The following is a 20549-nucleotide window of genomic DNA, read 5'->3' on the forward strand; positions in this document are numbered from 1 at the left end:
CCAGACATGACTGGAGCGGATACCCCTACCCTGCGAGCTTTCGCGCTGCTCGAGCATCTCGTCAACGCGGAAGGCCCAGTGTCGCTCGCCGACATTGCACACGACGTCGATCTGCCGAAAGCTTCGCTGCACCGAATGCTGGCTTCGCTGGAGGCCGGCGGCCTCGTGATTCGCGAGCCGGGCCAGAAGAACGCCTATGCGATCGGGCCGCGCCTTGCGCAGCTCGGTCTTGGCGTCATGATGCATTCGGGTGCCCGCCGGCTGCGTCACGCGATCCTCTCGCATCTCGTCGCCGATCTTGGCGAGACCTGCAATCTCACGATGCTTCACAACACCGAGGTGCTCTATCTCGACCGGATGGAAGCCCCGTGGCCGTTGCGGCTCGATCTCAAGCCAGGTTCGCACGTCCCCGCGCATTGCAGCGCGAGCGGCAAGCTGCTGCTGGCGATGCTGCCGCGCGAGCAACGCAGCGCGATCGTGCGCACCCTGAAGCTCGAGCGCTTTACGCCGAACACCATCACCGATCCCGAACTGCTCGAAGCAGAGCTTGACCGCACCGCGCACAAGCGCATTGCGATCGACAACGAGGAGTTTGTCGCCGGCATTGCGTGCGTGGCAGCGCCGGTAATGAGCGAGAACAACACCTGCGTTGCAGCGATCGCGGTTCATGCGCCGGTTTCACGCGCGCCGCTTTCGCGCGCCCTGCAATTCGTTCCACGCCTGCAGGAAGCAGCGCGGGAACTCGCTAAAACGTTCTAGCCGCTTATGTCTTCGGCCGCTGCGCGCGCACGAGTTCGGCGAGCAGGCGCACACCGGCGTCGATTTTTTCGAGCTTGATGGCCGAAAAGCCCATCCGGAAACAATGCTTCTGTTCGGCTCCGGTCATGAAAAAAACGTCGCCCAATTCGATCAGGATGCCATGAGCTTGCGCCTCGTCCGCGAGCATGGTCGCGTCGAGCCAGGGCGGCCCCTCGACCCAGCACGATGCGCCACCGCCAATCGGCACATAGCGCACCTCGGGCAGATGAGTATCCAGCGCTTTCATCAGTGCCTGCGCCCGCTCGCGATACGCATAGGCGAGCCGCCGCAATAGCGCGTCGTGATGGCCAAGCGCGAGGAAAGTAGCAAAGGCGCGCTGAATGTACGCCGCCGGGTGGCGCACCATCAGGCGCCGCAATGCGCGCAGCTCGCGTACGAGCTCGCGCGGTCCGACGATATAACCGAGCCGCAAGCCAGGCGCAAAGGTCTTCGAGAGGCTGCCTATATAGATCACACGATCCGCCGTATCGAGGCTCTTCAATGCGGGGTGTGGCGCGCCTGAGAAGTTGTTCTCGCTTTCATAGTCGTCTTCGATCAGGACGAAGTCGTGTTGCTGCGCGAGTTCGAGAAGCGCATGACGGCGCTCGATGGGCATGGTCGCCGTGGTGGGACATTGATGGCTCGGCGTGACGTACACGTAGTCGCACCGCGCGAGCAGATCGGCGTCCTCGACTGGACGAACACCGCCGCCATCGACCGGCAGGGGCTGTAGCCGCGCATTGCGGTTCTCGAAGATGTTGCGGGCATCCGGATACCCGGGATTTTCGAAGCCGATCGTGGTCCGCTCGCTTGCCAGCAGGTCGGCAATGAGATACAGCGCCTGCTGGCAGCCAATCGTGACGACAATCTCATCAGGCATCGCAAAGACGCCACGCCGCGGCAGCACACGCGTGCGGATCTGCTGGATCAACGTATCGTCGTCACGCTCGATGAGGTCCGGCGCCCAGCTACGGATCTCCATCACCGACAGCGCCTTCATACAGCACTCGCGCCAGTCGCTGGTCGGAAACAGCGACTGATCGAACTGCCCGTAGACGAACGGATACTCATAGCTTAGCCAGTTGCCAGGCTTGACGATGTTGCGCTGCGCGGAGGGCCGTCTGTGCAGGCGCTGGGTCCATTCCGGCCGCGCAGCCACTTCGCTGGCCGACTGGCCCGGGACCGTCTGCAGCGGGGAAAACCCGTGGCGCCCCTCGAGGATGGCCGGGTTGACGAAGTGTCCGCTGCGCTCCCGCGAGATCAGATACCCCTCTTCCACGAGTTGCTGATATGCGAGCACCACGGTGTTGCGAGCCACGCCCAACTGGTCGGACAGTTCCCGGCTGGATGGCAAAGCGTGTTCCGGCGGCAACTGGCCGTCGAGAATCGCCGCTACCAGCATCTGGCGAATCTGGCCCTGCAGGCTCATGTTCGACTCGGGCGAACGCTGGAACTGTTGGGTCCACAAGGCCACCGAGGTACGACTGGACATGCTTTCTCCTGAATTTTGACGCCGGATCCCACGGTGCCAGCGCCAGCAACGCATGGCGGACACGCGGCTGGGCGGGTTTCCCCGTAGCGGAACAACAATTGTGCGATGCATCTGACCGGTACGTTTCAGACCGGACGCTGTGGACTCAACGATCAACCCCGTCTGGCCCTAACCGGCTATATTTTTTAATGACGATACTCGCATCAACCCTTTCGCTGCGATTGGGACAAGCCCCCGTCGGCGCGCGTGAGATTCGCGTGTATCGCGCAAGGCTATCTCGGAGACCTACGATGAAAAGCGTTCAATACCCGAAGTTGCCGCAATGGTTGAGCCGCGTGACGCGCTGCGTCACGAGCGCTGCGCTCGCCGCGCTTGCATGTCTCGCGGCGCCACCCGGCTACGCGCAGGACAAGGAGGTCACGATAGCCTATCAGCAGATTGTCGACCCATGGGTCGTTGCGATTGCCAACGGCTCCATCGAAAAAGAGACCGGCTACAAGATCAACTGGCGGCAATTCGAATCCGGTGCAAAGGTCGCCACCGCGATGGCGTCCGGCGACGTGAAGGTCGGCGTGATCGGCTCGAGCCCGCTCGCGGCGGCCGTGAGCCAGGGCGTCGATCTGCAACTCTTCTGGATTCTCGACAACATCAACCAGGCCGAGGCGATGGTCGTGCGCAACGGGTCCGGCATCAACAAGCCAGCGGACCTGAAGGGCAAGACGATCGGCGTGCCGTTCGTCTCGACGACGCACTACCACACCATGTTCGCCTTGCAGCATTGGGGCATCAATCCGTCCGAAGTAAAGATCCTGAACATGCAGCCCAACCAGGTCGTCGCAGCGTGGGCACGCGGCGATATCGATGCCGCCTACGTGTGGGACCCGGCACTCGCGGAGTTGAAGAAAAGCGGCAAGGTGCTGATTACGTCCGGCGATCTGTCGAAGCTCGGCAAGCCCACGTTTGACGGGATTGCAGTCGATCGCAAATGGGGGGAGGCTCATAAGGATTTCATGGCGAAACTGGTGAAAGCCATCTCAGGCGCGGACGAGCAATACCGGAAGAACCCGGCGCAATGGAACGCGAAGTCGCCGCAGGCGGCGGCCATCGCCAAAATGATCGGCGGCTCGGCGGCCGACGTTCCCGAGTCTCTGTCGCTTTATGCGTACCCGACGATTCAGGAACAGGCCTCCGCGCAATGGCTCGGCGGCGGCACTTCGAGCCGCGCAGCGTTCGCGCTGAAGGACACGGCCACGTTCCTGAAGGAACAGAAGCAGATCAACACGGTGCTGCCGGATTATTCGAAATTTGTGACCCCGGCTTATGCCGAGGCCGCGATGAATCTCAAATGATGCAGGCGAGTCCGTCGAATCAGGAGGCAGTATGGAAAGCATGAGGGTGAAGAATGTGAGCGTGGTCTTTCCCGGCCGCAGCGCGGGCCAGACGGTGCACGCGCTCGATAACATCAACCTGACGATCAATTCGGGGGACTTCGTCGTCGCATTGGGGGCATCGGGATGCGGCAAGACGACGCTGCTGTCGCTCATGGCGGGCTTTATCGCGCCGACCACGGGGGAATTGCTGCTGGGCGGCACGCCGATCGCAGGACCCGGCGCCGATCGTGGCGTAGTGTTCCAGAAGCACGCGCTGCTGCCGTGGCTCAACGTAATCGACAACGCCGAGTTTGGCCTGAAGCTACAGGGCGTGCCGAAAGCCGAGCGGCGCGAAATAGCGGTGCGCAACCTGGCGCTGGTGGGCTTGCAGGACTTCCACAAGCACATGATCTATCAACTCTCGGGTGGAATGCAGCAGCGTGTAGGCATCGCGCGCGCGCTCACCTGCAATCCGGCCATGCTGCTGATGGACGAACCGATGGCCGCGCTCGACGCCTTGACCCGCGAAACGATTCAGGAATTGCTGCTCGACGTCTGGACGAAGACCAACAAGATGTTCTTCTTCATCACGCACAGCGTAGAGGAAGCGCTTTTCCTCGCCAGCCACCTGGTCGTGATGTCGCCCCGCCCTGGCCGCATCACGCACACGTATGAGCTGGATTTCAATCGACGGTTTCTCGAAACACGCGACGCGCGCGCGATCAAGTCGATGCCTGATTTCATCGAAATGCGCGAGCGGGTGCTCAGCATCATTTACGGCGACGAGAAAATGCGCGCCGCCAACGCCGAGGTGACACATGTTTAACTCGAAACGCGCTCATGCGCTCGCAGATGGCCATCACGGGCCGCTCGATTCGGACACCTCAATTCGCCCACCGCGAACTCCGGGCCGCCGTCCACGGGTTCTTGCGAAAAAGCCGGTCAAGCCAGGCGATACGTTCGGCGTGCCCGGCCAGGGCAGCAGCATTGTCACGAGCCTCATCACAGTCGCCGCGTTCCTCGCGCTGTGGTTTGCCGCGACCAACCTTCACTGGATCAAGCCGCTCTTTCTGCCGTCGCCACAAGCGGTGTATGCGAAGTTCATCCTGGTCGCCACCGACGGTTTCGCCAACTCGACGCTCGCCCAGCATACCGGGATCAGTTTGCTGCGTGTGTTCGGCGCCTTCCTGCTCGCCTGTGTGACTGCGATTCCGGTCGGGATCATGATGGGCGTGTCGCGTTTTGCGCGCGGCGTGTTCGACCCGCCGATCGAGTTCTATCGGCCACTGCCGCCACTCGCCTATTTGCCGCTCATCATTATCTGGTTCGGCATCGGCGAATTTTCGAAAGTATTTCTGATTTACCTGGCGATCTTCGCACCACTGGCCATTGCTGCGCGATCCGGTGTGCGCTCCGTGTCGATCGAGCAGATACATGCGGCTTATTCGATGGGCGCTTCGCGTACGCAGGTCGTCCTGTATGTGATCCTGAAGTCGGCGTTGCCGGAGATTTTCACTGGTATGCGCATCGGGATCGGCGTCGGCTGGACGACACTCGTGGCTGCGGAAATGGTGGCTTCCACGAGCGGCCTCGGCTTCATGGTGCTCAATGCTGCGGAGTTCCTTGCAAGCGATGTAGTGATCATGGGGATTATCGTGATCGGCTTCTTTGCTCTATGTTTTGACCTGTTGATGCGCCACCTCGAGCGAGTGCTCGTCCCATGGAAAGGCAAAGTTTAATCGCGGAGAGCCTTCGGTCGATATCGCCGCTGTCATCGGGAGCAGAAAGCCATGCAGGTGGTGGTGTTCAAGGACCGATGTGACCGCGTCATTCAGATGGTGTTTGACGACGATTACACACACGCGGTGGCCTACCATCACGATGCCCCTGTCGGCGAACTGCGCATCGACATTCACGACGATCCTTTGAACGCTGCTGCAACGTTGCTGAATGTCCGCGTGGAACCCGCCTATCGCCGCAGCGGTATCGCTCGCACTCTCCTCGCCTACGCCAGCAGGGAAACCGGGCAGCCAATCAGGGCGCATCTACCTGCATCACCCGAATCACGCGCATTTGAAACACTTGTTCGGTGCCTATCCGCTGAAGGGATTCTCGTCCCTATGTGACCTGCGGCGCTCAAGCTCGCCGCAAGCTTTGCCGCCATTCAGCGCCCTGCCGCACCGTGGACTCAGCGATTGATACAACCTGGCACTACGCGTTTGCATGGTCCGTCGGAAATACTTCAGTTGTCGGTTTATCGCTGGAGTCACCATGAGCCACATCGCGGAAACCTCGTCGTCATGGCAGGCTTTCCTGTACGGCATGTCCCGTTTTTCGAGTTAATGCTTGACCCGGACTGACCGCCTGCTCTACATTTTACGCATCTAACATTCTTCGGAACGTTTTGTTCCATTTTCATTAGAAACCGGAGACAGCCCTCATGAGCGATTACACCCCTACCAGCGGCCCGCAGGCCATGACACCCTCGGAAGCGTTCGTCGAAACCCTTGCCGCCAACGGCGTGACCGACATGTTCGGCATCATGGGCTCGGCCTTCATGGACGCCATGGACATCTTCGCCCCGGCGGGCATCCGTCTTATCCCCGTGGTGCACGAACAGGGAGCCGGCCACATGGCCGACGGCTACGCTCGCGTGTCCGGCCGCCATGGCGTCGTCATCGGCCAGAACGGCCCGGGCATCAGCAATTGCGTGACCGCCATTGCGGCGGCCTACTGGGCGCATAGTCCCGTGGTCATCATCACGCCCGAGGCGGGCACCATGGGCATCGGCCTCGGCGGGTTCCAGGAAGCGAAGCAGCTGCCCATGTTCCAGGAGTTCACCAAGTATCAGGGCCACGTCACTCATCCCGCGCGCATGGCCGAGTTCACAGGCCGGTGCTTCGACCGTGCTCAGGCCGAAATGGGGCCGACGCAGCTCAATATTCCGCGCGACTACTTCTACGGCCAGATCAAGGCGGAGATTCCGCAGCCGCAGCGTCTGGACCGCGGTCCCGGCGGCGATCAGCGTCTGAACGAAGCTGCCGAACTGCTCGCGCAGGCGAAATTCCCCGTCATCATTTCGGGCGGCGGCGTGGTCATGGGCGATGCAGTCGAGGAATGCAAGGCGCTCGCCGAGCGCCTCGGCGCCCCGGTCGTGAACAGCTACCTGCATAACGACTCGTTCCCCGCCAACCATCCGCTGTGGTGTGGCCCGCTCGGCTACCAGGGCTCGAAGGCCGCCATGAAGCTGATCTCGCGCGCCGACGTGGTCGTTGCCCTCGGCTCGCGGCTCGGGCCGTTCGGCACGCTGCCCCAGCACGGCATGGACTACTGGCCGCAGAACGCAAAGATCATCCAGATCGATGCCGATCACAAGATGCTCGGTCTGGTGAAGAAAATCTCGGTTGGCATTTGCGGCGACGCGAAGGCCGCCGCCGTGGCCATCTCGGAGCGCCTCGCCGGCCGCACGTTGGCCTGTGACGCCTCGCGCGAGGGCCGCGCGGCTCAGATCGCCGCGGAAAAGGCCGCCTGGGAAAAAGAGCTCGACGAGTGGACGCACGAACGCGACCCGTACAGTCTCGACATGATCGAGGAGCAGAGCCACGAACGCACCCCCGGCGGCGGCCATTATCTGCACCCTCGCCAGGTGCTGCGCGAGCTCGAAAAGGCCATGCCCGAAGACGTGATGGTCTCCACCGACATCGGCAACATCAACTCCGTGGCCAACAGCTACCTGCGCTTTAACAAGCCGCGCAGCTTCTTCGCGGCGATGAGCTGGGGCAACTGCGGATATGCATTCCCGACCATCATCGGCGCCAAGGTCGCGGCGCCGCACCGGCCGGCCGTGTCCTACGCCGGCGACGGTGCATGGGGCATGAGCCTGATGGAGACCATGACCTGCGTGCGTCACAACATTCCCGTCACCGCCGTCGTGTTCCATAACCGCCAGTGGGGCGCCGAAAAGAAAAACCAGGTGGATTTCTACAACCGCCGCTTCGTCGCCGGCGAGCTGGAAAACCAGAGCTTTGCGGGAATCGCGCGCGCGATGGGAGCCGAGGGCATTGTCGTGGACAATCTCGAAGACGTGGGCCCGGCGCTCAAACGCGCCATCGACCTGCAGATGAACCAGGGCAAGACCACCATCATCGAGATCATGTGCACCCGCGAACTCGGCGACCCATTCCGCCGCGACGCGCTCGCCAAGCCGGTGCGCCTGCTCGACAAGTACAAGGACTACGTCTGATTCGCCTGTTGTCTGCGTGTCCGGTCCCGGCAGCGTACCGCTCGGGACCGGCAGGCCGGAAACGGGGCCTCCCCACCGTTTCCGGCCTTTTTCGTTCGCTTTTCCGGCAATCCCTTTCTGGCAACTTCCTGGCAACTATTTCGCAACCGTGGCCGCACCCTCACCATGAAAGCAATCAACCGCATTATCGAAAGCGCCCGCTCCTCGCCGCGGCGCATCGTGCTCTGCGAGGCGGAAGAGCCGCGCGTGCTGCAGGCGGCGCAGCGGGCCACGCGCGAAGGCATTGCCCGCATAGTACTGGTGGGTTCCGCGACCGCCATCCATCAGGCCGCCGCGCGCGAGGGCGTCGATCTGGAAGGCATGGAGCTGATCGACCCTGCCACCTCAGCGCTGACGGCACCGTTCGCCGAGACGCTGTTTGCGCTTCGCAGCCAGAAAGGCATGACGCTCGACGAAGCGAAACGCGAAGTCCTCAAGCCGCTTTGTTTCGCCAACCTGATGGTGCGGCTCGGTCACGCAGAAGGCTCCGTGGCCGGCTCTGTCTACACGACCGCCGACGTGGTCCGCAGCGCCATTCAGATCATCGGCATTCATCCGTCGTTCAAGCTGGTGTCGAGCTTCTTTCTGATGATGCTGTGCGAGCCCTTCCACACGCTCAAGGGCGGATTGATTTTTTCCGACTGCGGGCTCGTCGTGGACCCCGATGCCGGCCAGCTCGCGCAAATTGCGATGGCGGCAGCCGACAGCGCGCAGAGCCTGCTGATGGAAGAACCGCGCGTCGCGATGCTGTCATTCTCGACGAGTGGCAGCGCCCACCATGCGGCAGTCGACAAGGTGGTGGAAGCGACACGCCAGGTGCGGGCATCGCGGCCGCACCTGGCGATTGATGGCGACGTGCAGCTCGACGCTGCGATCGTGTCGGAAATCGCGCTGCGCAAAGTCGAGCATTCGCAGGTGCACGGCCACGCGAACGTGCTGGTTTTTCCCAGCCTGGAAGCCGGCAATATCGGCTATAAGCTGGCCGAGCGCATTGGCGGCGCCAAGGCCATCGGCCCGTTGTTGCAAGGCCTGAATAAGCCGGCCAACGACCTCTCGCGCGGTTGCAGCGCCGCCGACATCTACTATGTGATCGCAGTGACCTGTGTACAGGCGCAAACCGCGGCAGCGCGCATGAACCCACAGACGGCTCACCTGGCGTGATGCCGATGGAAAAAGTAGTGCTGCTGCTCGCCCTGATGGCGGCCGCGAGTTATTTCCAGACCGTCACCGGCTTCGGTCTCGGCATGATCGTGATGGGCGTGGCGAGCGGCGCAAAGCTCGCACCTGTGGCCAGCGTTGCGGCGCTGGTGAGCCTCGTCTCGCTCGCCAATAGCGCCGTTGCACTGCCCGGTAAGCTGCATCACATCGACTGGCGGGCGGTCGGCGCCGCCACGCTGGGCATCCTGCCTTCCGTCGTCGCGGGTGTGCTGCTGCTCGATTACCTGAGCGGCGAGGCCTCCGGCTTTCTGCAACTGCTGTTGGGCGCGGTGGTGCTCTATGGAGGCTTGAGCGCCACCCTGCGCCCGGCCCCGCTGCGCGTACGCTCGGGTGACCGAAGCTTTTTCGTCAGCGGCGTGTTCGGCGGCCTGCTTAGCGGCATGTTCGGCGTGTCCGGGCCACCTCTGATTTTTCAGTTCTATCGTCAGCCGTTGTCGGTGGTGCAGATCCGCTATGCGCTGATTCTTGTCTTCACCGCCACCGCGACGACCCGCACGCTGTTTAGCGCATACAACGGGCAACTAGGCGCGGACACGTGGATGCAGGCCGCGCTAGCCGTGCCCGTGGTGGCGCTCGCGACGGTCGCGGCCCGACACTATCCGCCGCCGCTTTCTGCCGTGGCCACACGCCGTGTCGCGTTCGGCGTGCTCGTGGTGATCGGCTGCTCCCTCATGCTGTGTGCCGTGCACCAGCTATCAGGTTAAAGCCGCGCGGCGTGAACTAGCGAACGCCGGGCCGCCTGCCCCCGCCGATCCATCCGACAATCTCGGCAAAAAGCTTCATATCCGGCGGCGCGGAAAGGTCCACAGCCAGACACCGGCGGTAATACGGGCTGAGATCCAGTCCGACACCGAGCCCCAGGACTTCCACGTCGCGCAAGGCTTCGTGACGCGCTACTACTTCTTTCAGATGATTGTCGAGATAGTATGCGTCGTTGGCTTGAGCGGTCGCACTATCCATGGGACTGCCGTCCGAAACCACGATCAGTATCCGTCTCGCCTTGCCGCCGGCGACGAGCCGCGAACAGGCCCAGTCGACGGCCTCGCCGTCCACGCCTTCACGAAACAGGTCGGCCTTCAGGAGCGCGGCAATATCCGAACGGGCGCGCCGCCAGCGCTTCGTCGCGTCCTTGAAGACCATGTGGCAGGTTTCGTTGAGCCGCCCAGGATGACGGGGCCGCCCTTGCGCCAGCCAGTCGAGGCGCGCCCGCCCGCCATTCCAGGCGCCGGTTGTAAATCCCAGCACCTCGGTAGTCACGCCAGCCTCGTCGAGCGCGCGCGTGAGAATGTCCACCATCATGGCCACCGGCTCGATATGCGCTTTCATCGAGCCCGAGCAGTCGATCAGAAAGCTCACCGCGCAGTCGGCCAACGGCGTGTAACGTTCCAGCCGGAACAGGCGCCGCTCTGCCGGCGAACTGACCAGTTGCGCGAGGCGTCGCCCGTCGATGCGGCCGTGCTCTTCGCCGAACGACCAGCCGTCGCATTGGGCAATTGCAAGCGCTGCCTTTAACGCATGCGCCAATCGCGTCACATTGATGCCCAGACCGGCGATGCGCTCGTCGAGTCGCTGCCGGAACTCGGCAAGCAACGCCTTGCGAACCATCGCGCCGGGGCACACCTCGACGTCATAGCGTGTGGTAAAGACCCGATAGCCCTGGTCCGACGCCTCGAGGACGCGGCTGTCGCCTGTGAGCGCCACGGCCATGTCGCGTTGCTCGTCATCGTCGAAGTCGAACCAGAGCGAAAACGCCGTGCGCGCTTTGTCGTCCTCCGTCTCGGGCGGATCGTCCTCGGCGCGCTCGGCACGTGCGGTGCGGATCATCTCGCCGATCAGCCGCGCCATCTCCAGCGCGTGAACAGCAAAGGCGCCCTGCTCCGCGCGATGCCGTCGCAAGCCCGCCAGCGACACACCAAGGGCGGGCACAATGGCCGCGCGCGTGGCTTCGATCAGGTCTTCGGTCTCCTCCAGCACGGGCCAACCTGTGAGACGCGACCATGCAATCTGCGCCACGGTGTATAGCAGAATGCCCAGATGATCTTCGACGAGTCCTGAGCGATAGAAAGCCCGCGACCATTGCTCGAAGCGCTCGCGGACATTCTGCGCGAGGCCCGGCATGCCGGGCGGCAATTGCGTTTCGCAACGCAATTGCTCGAGCAGTTCGAACACCGTCCGCTCGAGCCGATCCGCGGGACAGAGCCGACCATGCAGTTGCGCGTCAGAGTGGATCACGCGCAAAGCCGCGCCATCGGCGGCACCGCGCAGCGCTGCGAAATCGTCCGTCTCGCGATCGGTGCGCAAATGCGGCGCGTGCAAGCGCAGCGGCCGCAGGTCGCGGCATAAACGGCCGTCGCGGTAATGCAGTGCGGCGTCGCCGGTCAGCGCGCGCACTGCCGCGGCGCACAAGGCCTCGCGCTGCTGCGCGCGGCGCGCGGCCTGGCGGTCGGCGCTCATCCGTGCGAGGCCAGCGCGTGCGCTTCGCGGCCGCCTCCGGCCTCAAGCTCTGTGCCGAAGCAGCGCTGGAAATACTCGGCCACGATGGGGCGCTCGGCCTCGTCGCACTTGTTGAAAAAGGTCAGGCGAAACGCCATGCCGGGGTCGCGGAAGATCTGGCAATTTTCCGCCCAGTTGATGACCGTGCGCGGCGACATCAGCGTCGACAGGTCGCCGCTCGCGAAGCCCTTGCGCGTGAGTTCGGCGACGCTCACCATCGACTCGATCAGCGCCCGGCCCGCCTCGTCGGCGAGCGCGGGTACACGCGCGAGAACGATGCCGGCTTCTTCGGCGCGCGGCAGGTAATTGAGCGTGGCCACCACATTCCAGCGGTCCATCTGGGCGTGATTCAAAACCTGGGTGCCGTGATAGAGGCCGTTCAGATTACCGAGCCCCACCGTATTGGTGGTCGCGAACATGCGGAAGTACGGATGCGGGTGGATGACCCGGTTCTGGTCGAGCAGCGTGAACTTCCCGTCACGCTCCAGAATGCGCTGGATCACGAACATCACATCGGGCCGCCCCGCGTCGTATTCGTCGAAGATGAGCGCAACCGGGCGTTGCAATGCCCACGGCACGATGCCCTCCTGGAACTCCGTCACCTGCAGATCGTCCCGCACCACGATCGCGTCCTTGCCGACGAGATCCAGACGGCTTATATGGCCATCGAGATTCACGCGCACGCACGGCCAGTTGAGCCTCGCGGCCACCTGCTCGACGTGCGTGGACTTGCCTGTACCGTGCATGCCCTGCACCATCACCCGGCGGTTGTGGCTGAAGCCGGCCAGAATGGCCAGAGTCACCTCAGGGTTGAAGCGATAAGCCTCGTCGATCTCGGGAACGTGGTCGTCGCGCTCACTGAAGGCGGGCACCATCAGCCCGGAATCGATGCCAAAAGCGCTGCGCACAGCGACCATGCTGTCCGGCTTGCCAATCACCATATCTGTCACCTGCTCATCCTCCGCGTCGCGTTGATCCCCTGCGCCGTCACCGCACGGCGGCCACGGCGCCGAAGGTTTTCGTGCGCCGTTCCATCGCTCGCGCCGACCATGCCGACAGCAGCGCCGACAAAACGACGTAGACACAAACGAACCACGGCTTGCCCCCGTTCATCCGCAAGAGCGCCGTGGCGATGATCGGCGTAAGGCCGCTCGCGAAGATGCCGGAGAACTGATACACGAACGAGATGCCGGTGTAGCGCACTTCCGGATCGAAGAGCTCGGCGAAAAGCGCCGCCTCGGGCCCATAGACCATCGCATAGAAAACGCCGAACGGAATCACAATGGCAAGCCATATGGCGATCGTATTGCCCGCTTGAGCATTCATCAGCCAGAACGCCGGCAGCACTGAAAGGCCGCAGATCAGCGAGCCCCAGCGGTACACGCGTGCACGCCCCATCAGGTCCGACATGCGGCCAAAGAGCGGAATGAACAGGCACATCACCATGGCGGCGATCATGACGCCGGTGAGCGCCTCTGTACGGCTCATCGAGAGACGTTGCGTGAGGTAGCCGATCATGAACACGGCGAAGATGTTGAAGAACACGCCGTCGATCCACCGCGCGCCCATGCCGAGCAGGACCGAGCTTCGATACCGCGTAATCATGTCGACGAACGGAATCTTCACATCGCGGCGGCTACGCTTGAGCGCAAGAAATTCGGGCGTCTCCATGACCTTGAGGCGGATGTAGAGGCCGATCAGCACGAGCAGAAGCGAGGCCGCGAACGCAAGGCGCCAGCCCCACGCGAGAAACGCCGCTTCAGGCAAGATTCGCGAAATGCCGGCCACTATTCCCGAGGCGAGACACAAACCAATCGAGAGGCCAATCTGCGGCAGGCTCGCGTAGAGTCCGCGCCGGTTGGCGGGCGCATATTCGTATGCCATCAACACCGCGCCGCCCCATTCGCCGCCGAGTCCGATCCCCTGAAGCACGCGCAGCGTGAGCAGCAGAATCGGCGCCCAGATGCCGATCTGCGCGAAGGTCGGGACGAAAGCCACGCCTGCTGTCGAGATCCCCATGATCACCAGCGTGCAGATCAGCGCGGACTTGCGTCCGACCTTGTCTCCGAAGTGACCAAAGATCACCCCGCCCAGCGGTCGCGTGATAAAGCCGACGGCGAATGTGCCGTACGCGAGCATTGTCGAGACGAGCGGGTCATGCGCGGGGAAATAGAGTTTGTTGAACACAATGCCCGCAACCACGCCGTACAGGAAAAAGTCGTACCACTCGACCGTCGCTCCAATCACACTCGCAAATGCAACGCGACGTACGACCCGCTTATCGATTGCCATAGATCCTCCATCCATGGATGGCCGTGCGGCGTCCCACACGCCACGCGTCCGAAGCCCCTGTCTGTCTCCTCCGGGGCGCGAATTTCGCCGCCTGCCGCCGCTTTTACCGACTGCTAATGCGGCTAACGAGGCAACGCCGTTTTCACTTACCGCCGTCAATGCCCTTCATTGGTTTTCCGCTACGGCACTAGCCGCGACGCCTGTCGGGCGCACATCCGAGACCCGTCGATCATCCGCGAGAGCGTCCTCGAGAATCATCGCGGAAGCTTTTTCAGCGACCATCACAATCGGCACGTTGGTATTGCCCGAAACGAGCGTCGGCATGATCGAGCAGTCGACCACGCGCAGCCGCTGCGTGCCATACACGCGCAATCGTTCGTCGACCACAGCGCGCGGGTCGCTCGCCACACCCATCTTCGCGGTGCCGGATGGATGAAAGATCGTCTGGCCGTATTGGCGGCAAAAATGCAGCAGTTCGTCGTCGGTTTGCGCGTCCGCGCCCGGACGGACCTCGCGCTTCATCAGCGATGCAATGGGTTCCATGGCCGCCACCCGGCGCGCGAAACGCACACCGGCAACCGTCGTGCGGCGATCGAGATCGGTCGCGAGATAGTTCGGCTGGATGGATGGCGCATCGCGCATGTCGCCGCTGCGAATCCGCACGACGCCGCGCGATTCAGGCCGCAACTGGCAGATCGAATACGTGCAGCCAGGAAAGTCGTGGACATCGCCGCCGGCGGTGTCGGCTGAAAGTGTCGAGAAGTGAAACTGGATGTCCGGCGTTTTCGCTTCGTCCGGCAATGCGCGGCAGAACATGCCCCCCTGGTTGATGCCGACCGCAAGCGGTCCTTCGCGAAACAGCGCCCATTGAAGGCCCATCTTCGCGCGCCCGGTCCACGAGTGCAGCAGATCGTTGGTTGTAATCGGGCGCGTCACCTCATAAGTCAGGCGTACTTGCAGATGGTCCTGCAGGTTTTCCCCGACACCTGGGCGGTCAGCGACCACGGAAATACCGAGCGCAGTGAGCAGATCCGCGGGCCCCACGCCCGAGACCTGCAGCAATTGCGGCGACTGCAGCGCGCCCGCGGTAAGCACTACCTCGCGATTCGCGCGCACTTCCCTCACCTCGCCGTGCTGCACGTAGCGCACGCCGGTCGCACGCGTGCCCTCGAACAGGATTTTCGCGGCCAGCGCATCCGTTTCAACACAAAGATTAGAGCGGCGGCGCGCGGGCTTCAGATAAGCCGCGGCCGTCGAACAGCGCCAACCGTGCCGGGTCGTCAACTGGTAATAGCCGACGCCTTCCTGATCGCCCTGATTGAAGTCGTCGACGATTGGCACACCCAGGCGATTTGACGCCGCAATGAACGCATCGACGAGTTCGTGCCGCTGCTTGATCGTGGACGCCCAGAGCGGCCCGCCAACGCCGCGTGTCGGCGACGCACCGAGCTCGTTGTGTTCGAGCCGCCGGAAATATGGCAAGCACTCCTTCCAGCTCCAGCCGCGATTGCCAAGTGCGGCCCAGTGGTCGTAGTCCTCCTTCTGCCCGCGAACGTAGATGAGTCCGTTGATAGCACTGCACCCTCCGAGCGTGCGCCCGCGTGGCCAATAAAGCTTGCGACCGAGCATGTTCGGGTCGGGCTCGGTATAAAAGCGCCAGTTGTAGACCGGATGGAACATGGTCTTGCCGTAACCGATCGGAATATGGATCCAAAGGTAACGGTCAGGCGGCCCGGCTTCGAGCAGACACACAGAGTAGCGTCCGCCTTCGGAGAGGCGGTTGGCAAGCACACAGCCGGCCGATCCCGCGCCGACGATGACGTAGTCGAAGCTCTGTGTCATGGGTGATGTTCCGTCGTGAATGCGTTTTACTCTGCTTGTGCGGATATAAAAACCGGTAGGTTTCGTCCTAATTTATTGGAGCCCCGTTTGCGCTTCAAGGCATTCCGGTTAGGATTGAGCAATCCGGTACGAAAACCAGTTTTTTTGTTTCACTTTCGCCGCGAGCCGCAGACGCCCATTCGGGTTGCTACCGATCCCGCTGGCGATGCGCTCACCTTCATCCGTCGCAACAAAGACCATGAGAGACACCCCGCGCCCCCGCTCCCTTTCCCCTGGTTCCGGCGACGACACGCGCGTGTTGCGCGCTTTGAACGTGCTGGAACAACTCGCGGCTGCGGGACAGCCGTTCTCGCTGTCCCAGTTGTCCTCTCGTCTGCAGATTCCCAAAGCGACGCTGATGCGCCTGATCGAATCGCTCGAAGCAAGGGGTTATGTCACGCACATGCCGGACTCGCGCGGCGCCGATCGCGGGATCGCACTCGGTCCACGCGCTGCGCAACTCGCGCTCGCCACGCTCGCAAACAACACGTTTACGCGGGCGTGCCGCTCGCTGCTGCGCACGCTCGTGGATGCACTCGGCGAGACCTGCAACCTCACCGTTCTCGACGGCGATACGGTGCTCTATGTAGAGCGCGTCGAGACCAGCGAGCCATTACGGTTGCACATGCAGCCGGGCACGCGCGTACCGCTGCACTGCACCGCCAGCGGCAAGCTCTTTCTGTCGCACATGGCGCCGGCCGAGCGTGGGCCGACCATCAGGCGCTTGCAGCTCAAGTCGATGACCTATCGCACATTGACCGATCCCGATCTGCTGGAAGCCGAACTCGACCGCCTCGCGACGCGCGGCATCGGCGTCGACAACGAGGAGTTCGTGCGCGGCATGGTCGCCGTGGCCGTTCCGGTGCGCAACGCAGAAGACGGCCACGTGCTCGCAGCCCTCGCAGTGCATGCCCCCACCGCGCGTGCGAATCTGGAGGATCTGCTCAAAGCGGTGCCGAAGTTAAAGGAAACAGCGGTTCGCATCGGCCCCCTGCTGCAGTCCAGAAGGACAGAGCAAAAGTAGCGACGTGTGCAGCGGACCTCCGTTGCAACAAGCGCTCGTTTTTAGAAGACGCTTGCGAGCACCGCTGCACCGCGAACCGGATGCACTACACGGACTTCACCGGAGATGAGCGGTGTATTCCACGAGTTCTGTTTCAGCAACGTTCTTGCGGCGCGTACGTGCTCGCCATGCGTACGCCACGAGTAGCACGCCAAGGCTCACGACGCCAAGCCACAGCGGCGTGCGTTGATCCGGAATGAACGCCATCGCGACCAGAATGCCGACCATGCCGACGATCGCAAACCATGTCAGATACGGGTAGCACCACATCCGGACTTTCAGTTTTTCCGGCGCTTCGCGCTCGAGCCGGGCGCGCAGCTTCAGTTGCGACAGCGCGATCAGCACATAGACGAAGATGGCCACCGTGCCATATGAATTGACGAGGAAGGCGAAGACCGTGTCCGGCGACACATACGACATGACGACCGATACATATCCGAACAAGGTGCCGATCAGAATGGCCCGAACAGGTACGCCGCGACGGTTGACCTTTGCGAGGATCGCAGGCGCGTCGCCGTGGCGCGTGAGCGCGAAAATCATCCGCGAAGCTGCATAGAGGCCCGAGTTGAGTGCCGACAGCACCGCCGTCAGCACGATCGCGTTCATGACGTTTGCGGCGGCAGGAATGCCCATCGCGTCGAGCGCGCTGACATACGGCGTGGCCATTTTCGGAGAGTCCCACGGTACGAGCGCAACTACGAGAAGGATCGAACCCACGTAGAAAAACAGGACCCGCGTAATCACCGAATTGGTGGCTTTGGCCACCGCCTTGAGCGGCTCATGGGCTTCGGCTGCCGCGATGGTGACGATCTCCGCACCGAAGTAAAACCCGGTCGCAGCGACGGCACCGCTCAATACCGGGCCGATCCCTTTCGGCATGAGCCCGCCGTGCGACAGCAAGGTGGGAATCACAGCCGTCGTGTGCATCGACGCAGGCCAGAGGCCCAGCACATACAGCCCGCCAAGAAACAGAAACACGATGATCGCGGCAACCTTGATGGAGGCAAACCAGAATTCGAATTCCCCGTAGCTGCCTACCGAGATCAGATTGGTCGCGGTCAACACTACCAGCAGCACCAGACTGATCACCCATGCAGGCGTATCCGGCAGCCAGAACTGCACGAGTTTCGCGCCGGCCACCGCCTCTACCGCAACGACGATCACCCAGAAATACCAGTACATCCAGCCGGTGAGGAATCCTGCAAGCTTGCCGGGTCCGCGCCTGCCGGCGAACGCGAGGCGCGCGTATTCGTAAAACGAGCCTACTGCGGGCATCGCACACGCCATTTCTCCGAGCATGCGCATGACCAGCACAATCAGGCCGCCGGTAATCAGAAACGACAACACTGCAGCCGGACCAGCCTGCTGAACCACGACGCCACTGCCGACAAAGAGCCCCGCGCCGATCACGCCGCCTAGCGCAATCATCGTCATGTGGCGCTGCTTGAGCCCGGTCTTCAGTTCACTTTTGTTTATCGATGTTTGCATGTCACCTCCATATCCTGTTTACTCAGGCGCCGTCCGTGCGTTTTGCGTGTGGCGTGGCTGCACTCGAGCGCCGTCAATCCGGATAGAGCGAATGCGCTTGCACGCTTCGCTTCATGTTGTATCTTCGGATTACTGAACGTGTGCGCTGGCCTGTCTTCACGATACGAGGTGCGTCTTGCGTTCAGTTCCCGGTTGCATACCGCGTACGGCGCGGCACGCACATTGCGCTCACGGCTTCTCGTCGCGCCGGAAGTACAGTTGATAGAGCATCCGTTGCCCGATTCGACGGAACGGAGCAAATGGGTGGCCCGGCAAAGGTGAGGTAAAAATCGGCAGCGTCTGCTTCGCGCCTTTTCCGGCTATGCGTTCAGCGAGCCGGCGGCCCGCCTGCTGCGAATACGACACGCCGTTGCCGCCATAGCCCAGTGCGTAATATACGGACTGCCTGGGATCGGGCTGGAAAACGCGCGGCATCATGTCGTGGCTCACATCCACCCAGCCCCACCATGAATAGTCGATCGTCACACCGCGCAATGCCGGGAACTTACGGCACATTCCCTCCACCAGCAGTTCGTGATGGCGGGCGTGCGGCGCATCCGCACCGGTAATCGCGCTGCGGCTGCCGATCTGCAACCGGTTATCCGGCAAGAAGCGATAGTAGAACCGCAACGTGCGAGTGTCGGTTAGAACCTGCGTCGTGCGAAAGTTGCACGCGGCGATTTCCTGCTGCGTGAGCGGGCGCGTCACCATCGAATTGGACAGGATCGGCATCACGCGGCTAGTCAGCGAAGGATGCAGGTTCTGGGCCGTATAAGCGCCGGTTGCGATGCCTACAGCCCGGGCCCGCACGATGCCACCGGGCGTACGCAGATGATGAACGCCGTTAATCGTTTCCCAGCCGATCACCGGGCTCGATGGATGCACTTTGGCGCCTGCTTCGCGTGCCAGCCGCAGATAACCGAACGCGAGCTTCAGCGCATGGATTCCGATGCCCTCGGGTTCATGGAGCGCGCCGGCGGCTTCGGAATCGTTGACGAACTCGCGGCGAAACGTGGCCTGATCGTAAAGCTCGGACGGGTAACCGAACACGTCTTTCCAGACTTTGGCTTCAGCGGCGAGTTTCGCCATGATGCGCGGGCGGTGCGCGATCAGAAAGTGCCCGCCCGGCTGCGGATCGCAATCGATTTCCGCGACCAGCGCCTTGAAATTGTGGAACCCCTCCTGAATCTCGTCATGCATCTTCAGCGCGACGTCTTTGCCCCAGCGCTCGATCCATTGTGAGCGCGACAGGCGTCCCGACGCATTCTGGCCTTGCCCGCCATTGCGGCTGCTGCAGCCCCAACTGGTTTTGTTGGCCTCCAGAACGACGGCCTTGATGCCGTGCTCGCGTGCGAGGCACAGCGCCGTGGCGAGGCCGGTATAGCCTGCGCCGATGATCGCCACGTCCACGTCGATATCTTTGGTGATGGGCCCATCGTCCGGCGGCGGAGTACCGGCGGTCGCCACCCAGTAGGTCGGCGCGTACTGTCTGCCGTGCCCGGGTCCTGGCGACACCAGCGGGTCGTAGGTCGGGTCATATTGTGTGGCGCTGTCCCGTCCCGCAGACAAGCCGTCGCCGACCCGTGTAATGACACTGTGTTCCATGCGAAGCTCCTCGTCAGTATCAAACGTTCTGCTTCGGACGTTCCTTGCGAAAAGCGCGCTTGACCGCGATCAGCCCATCGCGAAACTCGAAGAGATCGCAACCTTCCGCCTCGATGCGCCAGCCTTCCGCATGCGTGCCGGTGAACACCCACTCCGAGACACCGCGCTCGCCGGCGACATAGTGGCGACCTTTGCCCCAATGCGCATCCGGGAAGGTCTTGAACACCCCTTCGAATGCTGCGCGTACCGCATCACGGCCGACGAAGCGCGTGCCATGTACTTCGCTTCCGCCGGCGGCATCGAACACGCAGTCTTCGGTCATGAAATTCATTAGCGCGTCGGCGTCGTGGCGGTTGAATGCGTCGGAAAATGCAGCGAGCGTCTGCGCGGTAACCATAGGGGCGGACGTTTGTATTGCGGTCATGCCTGTCTCCTGCTCAATGATTTTGTGGCGGTCTTGTGACGTCGCCCGAGCGGCGTCCTTTCGAGCAAAGTCTAGATTTTGCGATCCCTCCCCGGTAGGGCCAG

17 protein-coding genes are annotated in these 20549 nt (G+C 62.6%); 9 read left to right on the forward strand and 8 right to left on the reverse strand.

All coding sequences use genetic code 11. The features are described 5' to 3' along the window. Positions 1–6 precede the first annotated feature (6 nt). On the forward strand, positions 7–759 hold the full coding sequence (locus A3AC_RS0118320; protein WP_025600651.1) for an IclR family transcriptional regulator: 753 nt from the start codon (positions 7–9) through the stop codon (positions 757–759). A gap of 4 nt (positions 760–763) precedes the next feature. Here the strand turns inward: A3AC_RS0118320 and pdxR are convergent, their stop codons facing one another. Beyond that, the gene (gene pdxR / locus A3AC_RS0118325) at positions 764–2290 is read right to left on the reverse strand and encodes a MocR-like pyridoxine biosynthesis transcription factor PdxR (protein WP_025600652.1); all 1527 of its coding nucleotides are present in this window, start codon (positions 2288–2290) and stop codon (positions 764–766) included. Positions 2291–2580: 290 nt separating this feature from the next. Between pdxR and tauA the strand changes: the two genes are divergently transcribed. The 7 genes from tauA (at position 2581) to A3AC_RS0118360 (ending at position 9864) form a co-directional block, all read left to right on the forward strand. Then, positions 2581–3639 carry a taurine ABC transporter substrate-binding protein gene (tauA, locus tag A3AC_RS0118330; RefSeq protein ID WP_025600653.1) on the forward strand — a complete coding sequence of 353 codons (1059 nt, stop codon included), beginning with the start codon at positions 2581–2583 and terminating at the stop codon, positions 3637–3639. Positions 3640–3670: 31 nt separating this feature from the next. Further along, positions 3671–4486: a taurine ABC transporter ATP-binding protein gene (locus tag A3AC_RS0118335; protein ID WP_025600657.1), complete on the forward strand. Its 816-nt coding sequence runs from the start codon at positions 3671–3673 to the stop codon at positions 4484–4486. Further along, on the forward strand, positions 4479–5399 hold the full coding sequence (locus A3AC_RS0118340; protein WP_025600658.1) for an ABC transporter permease subunit: 921 nt from the start codon (positions 4479–4481) through the stop codon (positions 5397–5399). Before A3AC_RS0118335 ends, A3AC_RS0118340 begins: the two co-directional genes overlap by 8 nt. Before the next feature lie 51 nt (positions 5400–5450). Next, a complete protein-coding gene (locus A3AC_RS0118345) occupies positions 5451–5786 on the forward strand; it encodes a GNAT family N-acetyltransferase (protein ID WP_025600660.1) in 336 nt (111 codons plus the stop codon). 314 nt (positions 5787–6100) lie between these two features. After that, positions 6101–7903 carry a sulfoacetaldehyde acetyltransferase gene (gene xsc / locus A3AC_RS0118350; RefSeq protein WP_025600662.1) on the forward strand — a complete coding sequence of 601 codons (1803 nt, stop codon included), beginning with the start codon at positions 6101–6103 and terminating at the stop codon, positions 7901–7903. Between the two features lie 165 nt (positions 7904–8068). After that, positions 8069–9103 (forward strand): phosphate acetyltransferase, encoded by a 1035-nt coding sequence (pta, locus tag A3AC_RS0118355; protein WP_025600663.1) that lies wholly within the window; start codon positions 8069–8071, stop codon positions 9101–9103. Further along, positions 9103–9864, forward strand: coding sequence for a sulfite exporter TauE/SafE family protein (locus tag A3AC_RS0118360; RefSeq protein ID WP_025600664.1), 762 nt, complete (start codon positions 9103–9105; stop codon positions 9862–9864). The genes pta and A3AC_RS0118360 overlap by 1 nt, the downstream gene beginning before the upstream one ends. Positions 9865–9880: 16 nt before the next feature. Here A3AC_RS0118360 and A3AC_RS0118365 read toward each other — a convergent pair whose 3' ends face one another. The 4 genes from A3AC_RS0118365 to A3AC_RS0118380 all read right to left on the reverse strand — a co-directional run bounded on the left by A3AC_RS0118365 (position 9881) and on the right by A3AC_RS0118380 (position 15787). Next, positions 9881–11614: a cobaltochelatase CobT-related protein gene (locus A3AC_RS0118365; RefSeq protein ID WP_025600666.1), complete on the reverse strand. Its 1734-nt coding sequence runs from the start codon at positions 11612–11614 to the stop codon at positions 9881–9883. After that, the gene (locus A3AC_RS0118370) at positions 11611–12594 is read right to left on the reverse strand and encodes an AAA family ATPase (protein ID WP_198018011.1); all 984 of its coding nucleotides are present in this window, start codon (positions 12592–12594) and stop codon (positions 11611–11613) included. Before A3AC_RS0118370 ends, A3AC_RS0118365 begins: the two co-directional genes overlap by 4 nt. A gap of 46 nt (positions 12595–12640) precedes the next feature. After that, positions 12641–13945, reverse strand: a complete 1305-nt coding sequence (locus A3AC_RS0118375; RefSeq protein ID WP_025600668.1) for an MFS transporter — start codon at positions 13943–13945, stop codon at positions 12641–12643. Positions 13946–14110: 165 nt separating this feature from the next. Further along, positions 14111–15787, reverse strand: coding sequence for a GMC family oxidoreductase (locus tag A3AC_RS0118380; protein WP_025600670.1), 1677 nt, complete (start codon positions 15785–15787; stop codon positions 14111–14113). Positions 15788–16025: 238 nt separating this feature from the next. On the opposite strand from A3AC_RS0118380, the gene A3AC_RS0118385 reads away from it, so the two are divergent. Beyond that, complete coding sequence (locus A3AC_RS0118385) at positions 16026–16850, forward strand: IclR family transcriptional regulator (protein WP_025600672.1); 825 nt, start codon at positions 16026–16028, stop codon at positions 16848–16850. 96 nt (positions 16851–16946) lie between these two features. On the opposite strand, the gene A3AC_RS0118390 is transcribed toward A3AC_RS0118385, so the two are convergent. The 3 genes from A3AC_RS0118390 to A3AC_RS0118400 form a co-directional block, all read right to left on the reverse strand. Then, entirely contained in the window at positions 16947–18377 is a 1431-nt protein-coding gene (locus A3AC_RS0118390) for an amino acid permease (RefSeq protein ID WP_025600673.1), read from the reverse strand. 228 nt (positions 18378–18605) lie between these two features. Then, positions 18606–20021 (reverse strand): NAD(P)/FAD-dependent oxidoreductase, encoded by a 1416-nt coding sequence (locus A3AC_RS0118395; protein WP_025600674.1) that lies wholly within the window; start codon positions 20019–20021, stop codon positions 18606–18608. A gap of 19 nt (positions 20022–20040) precedes the next feature. Then, positions 20041–20445 carry a nuclear transport factor 2 family protein gene (locus tag A3AC_RS0118400; protein ID WP_025600675.1) on the reverse strand — a complete coding sequence of 135 codons (405 nt, stop codon included), beginning with the start codon at positions 20443–20445 and terminating at the stop codon, positions 20041–20043. Positions 20446–20549 lie beyond the last annotated feature (104 nt).

Source organism: Burkholderia sp. WSM2230 (genome assembly GCF_000472445.1).
Taxonomy (GTDB): domain Bacteria; phylum Pseudomonadota; class Gammaproteobacteria; order Burkholderiales; family Burkholderiaceae; genus Paraburkholderia.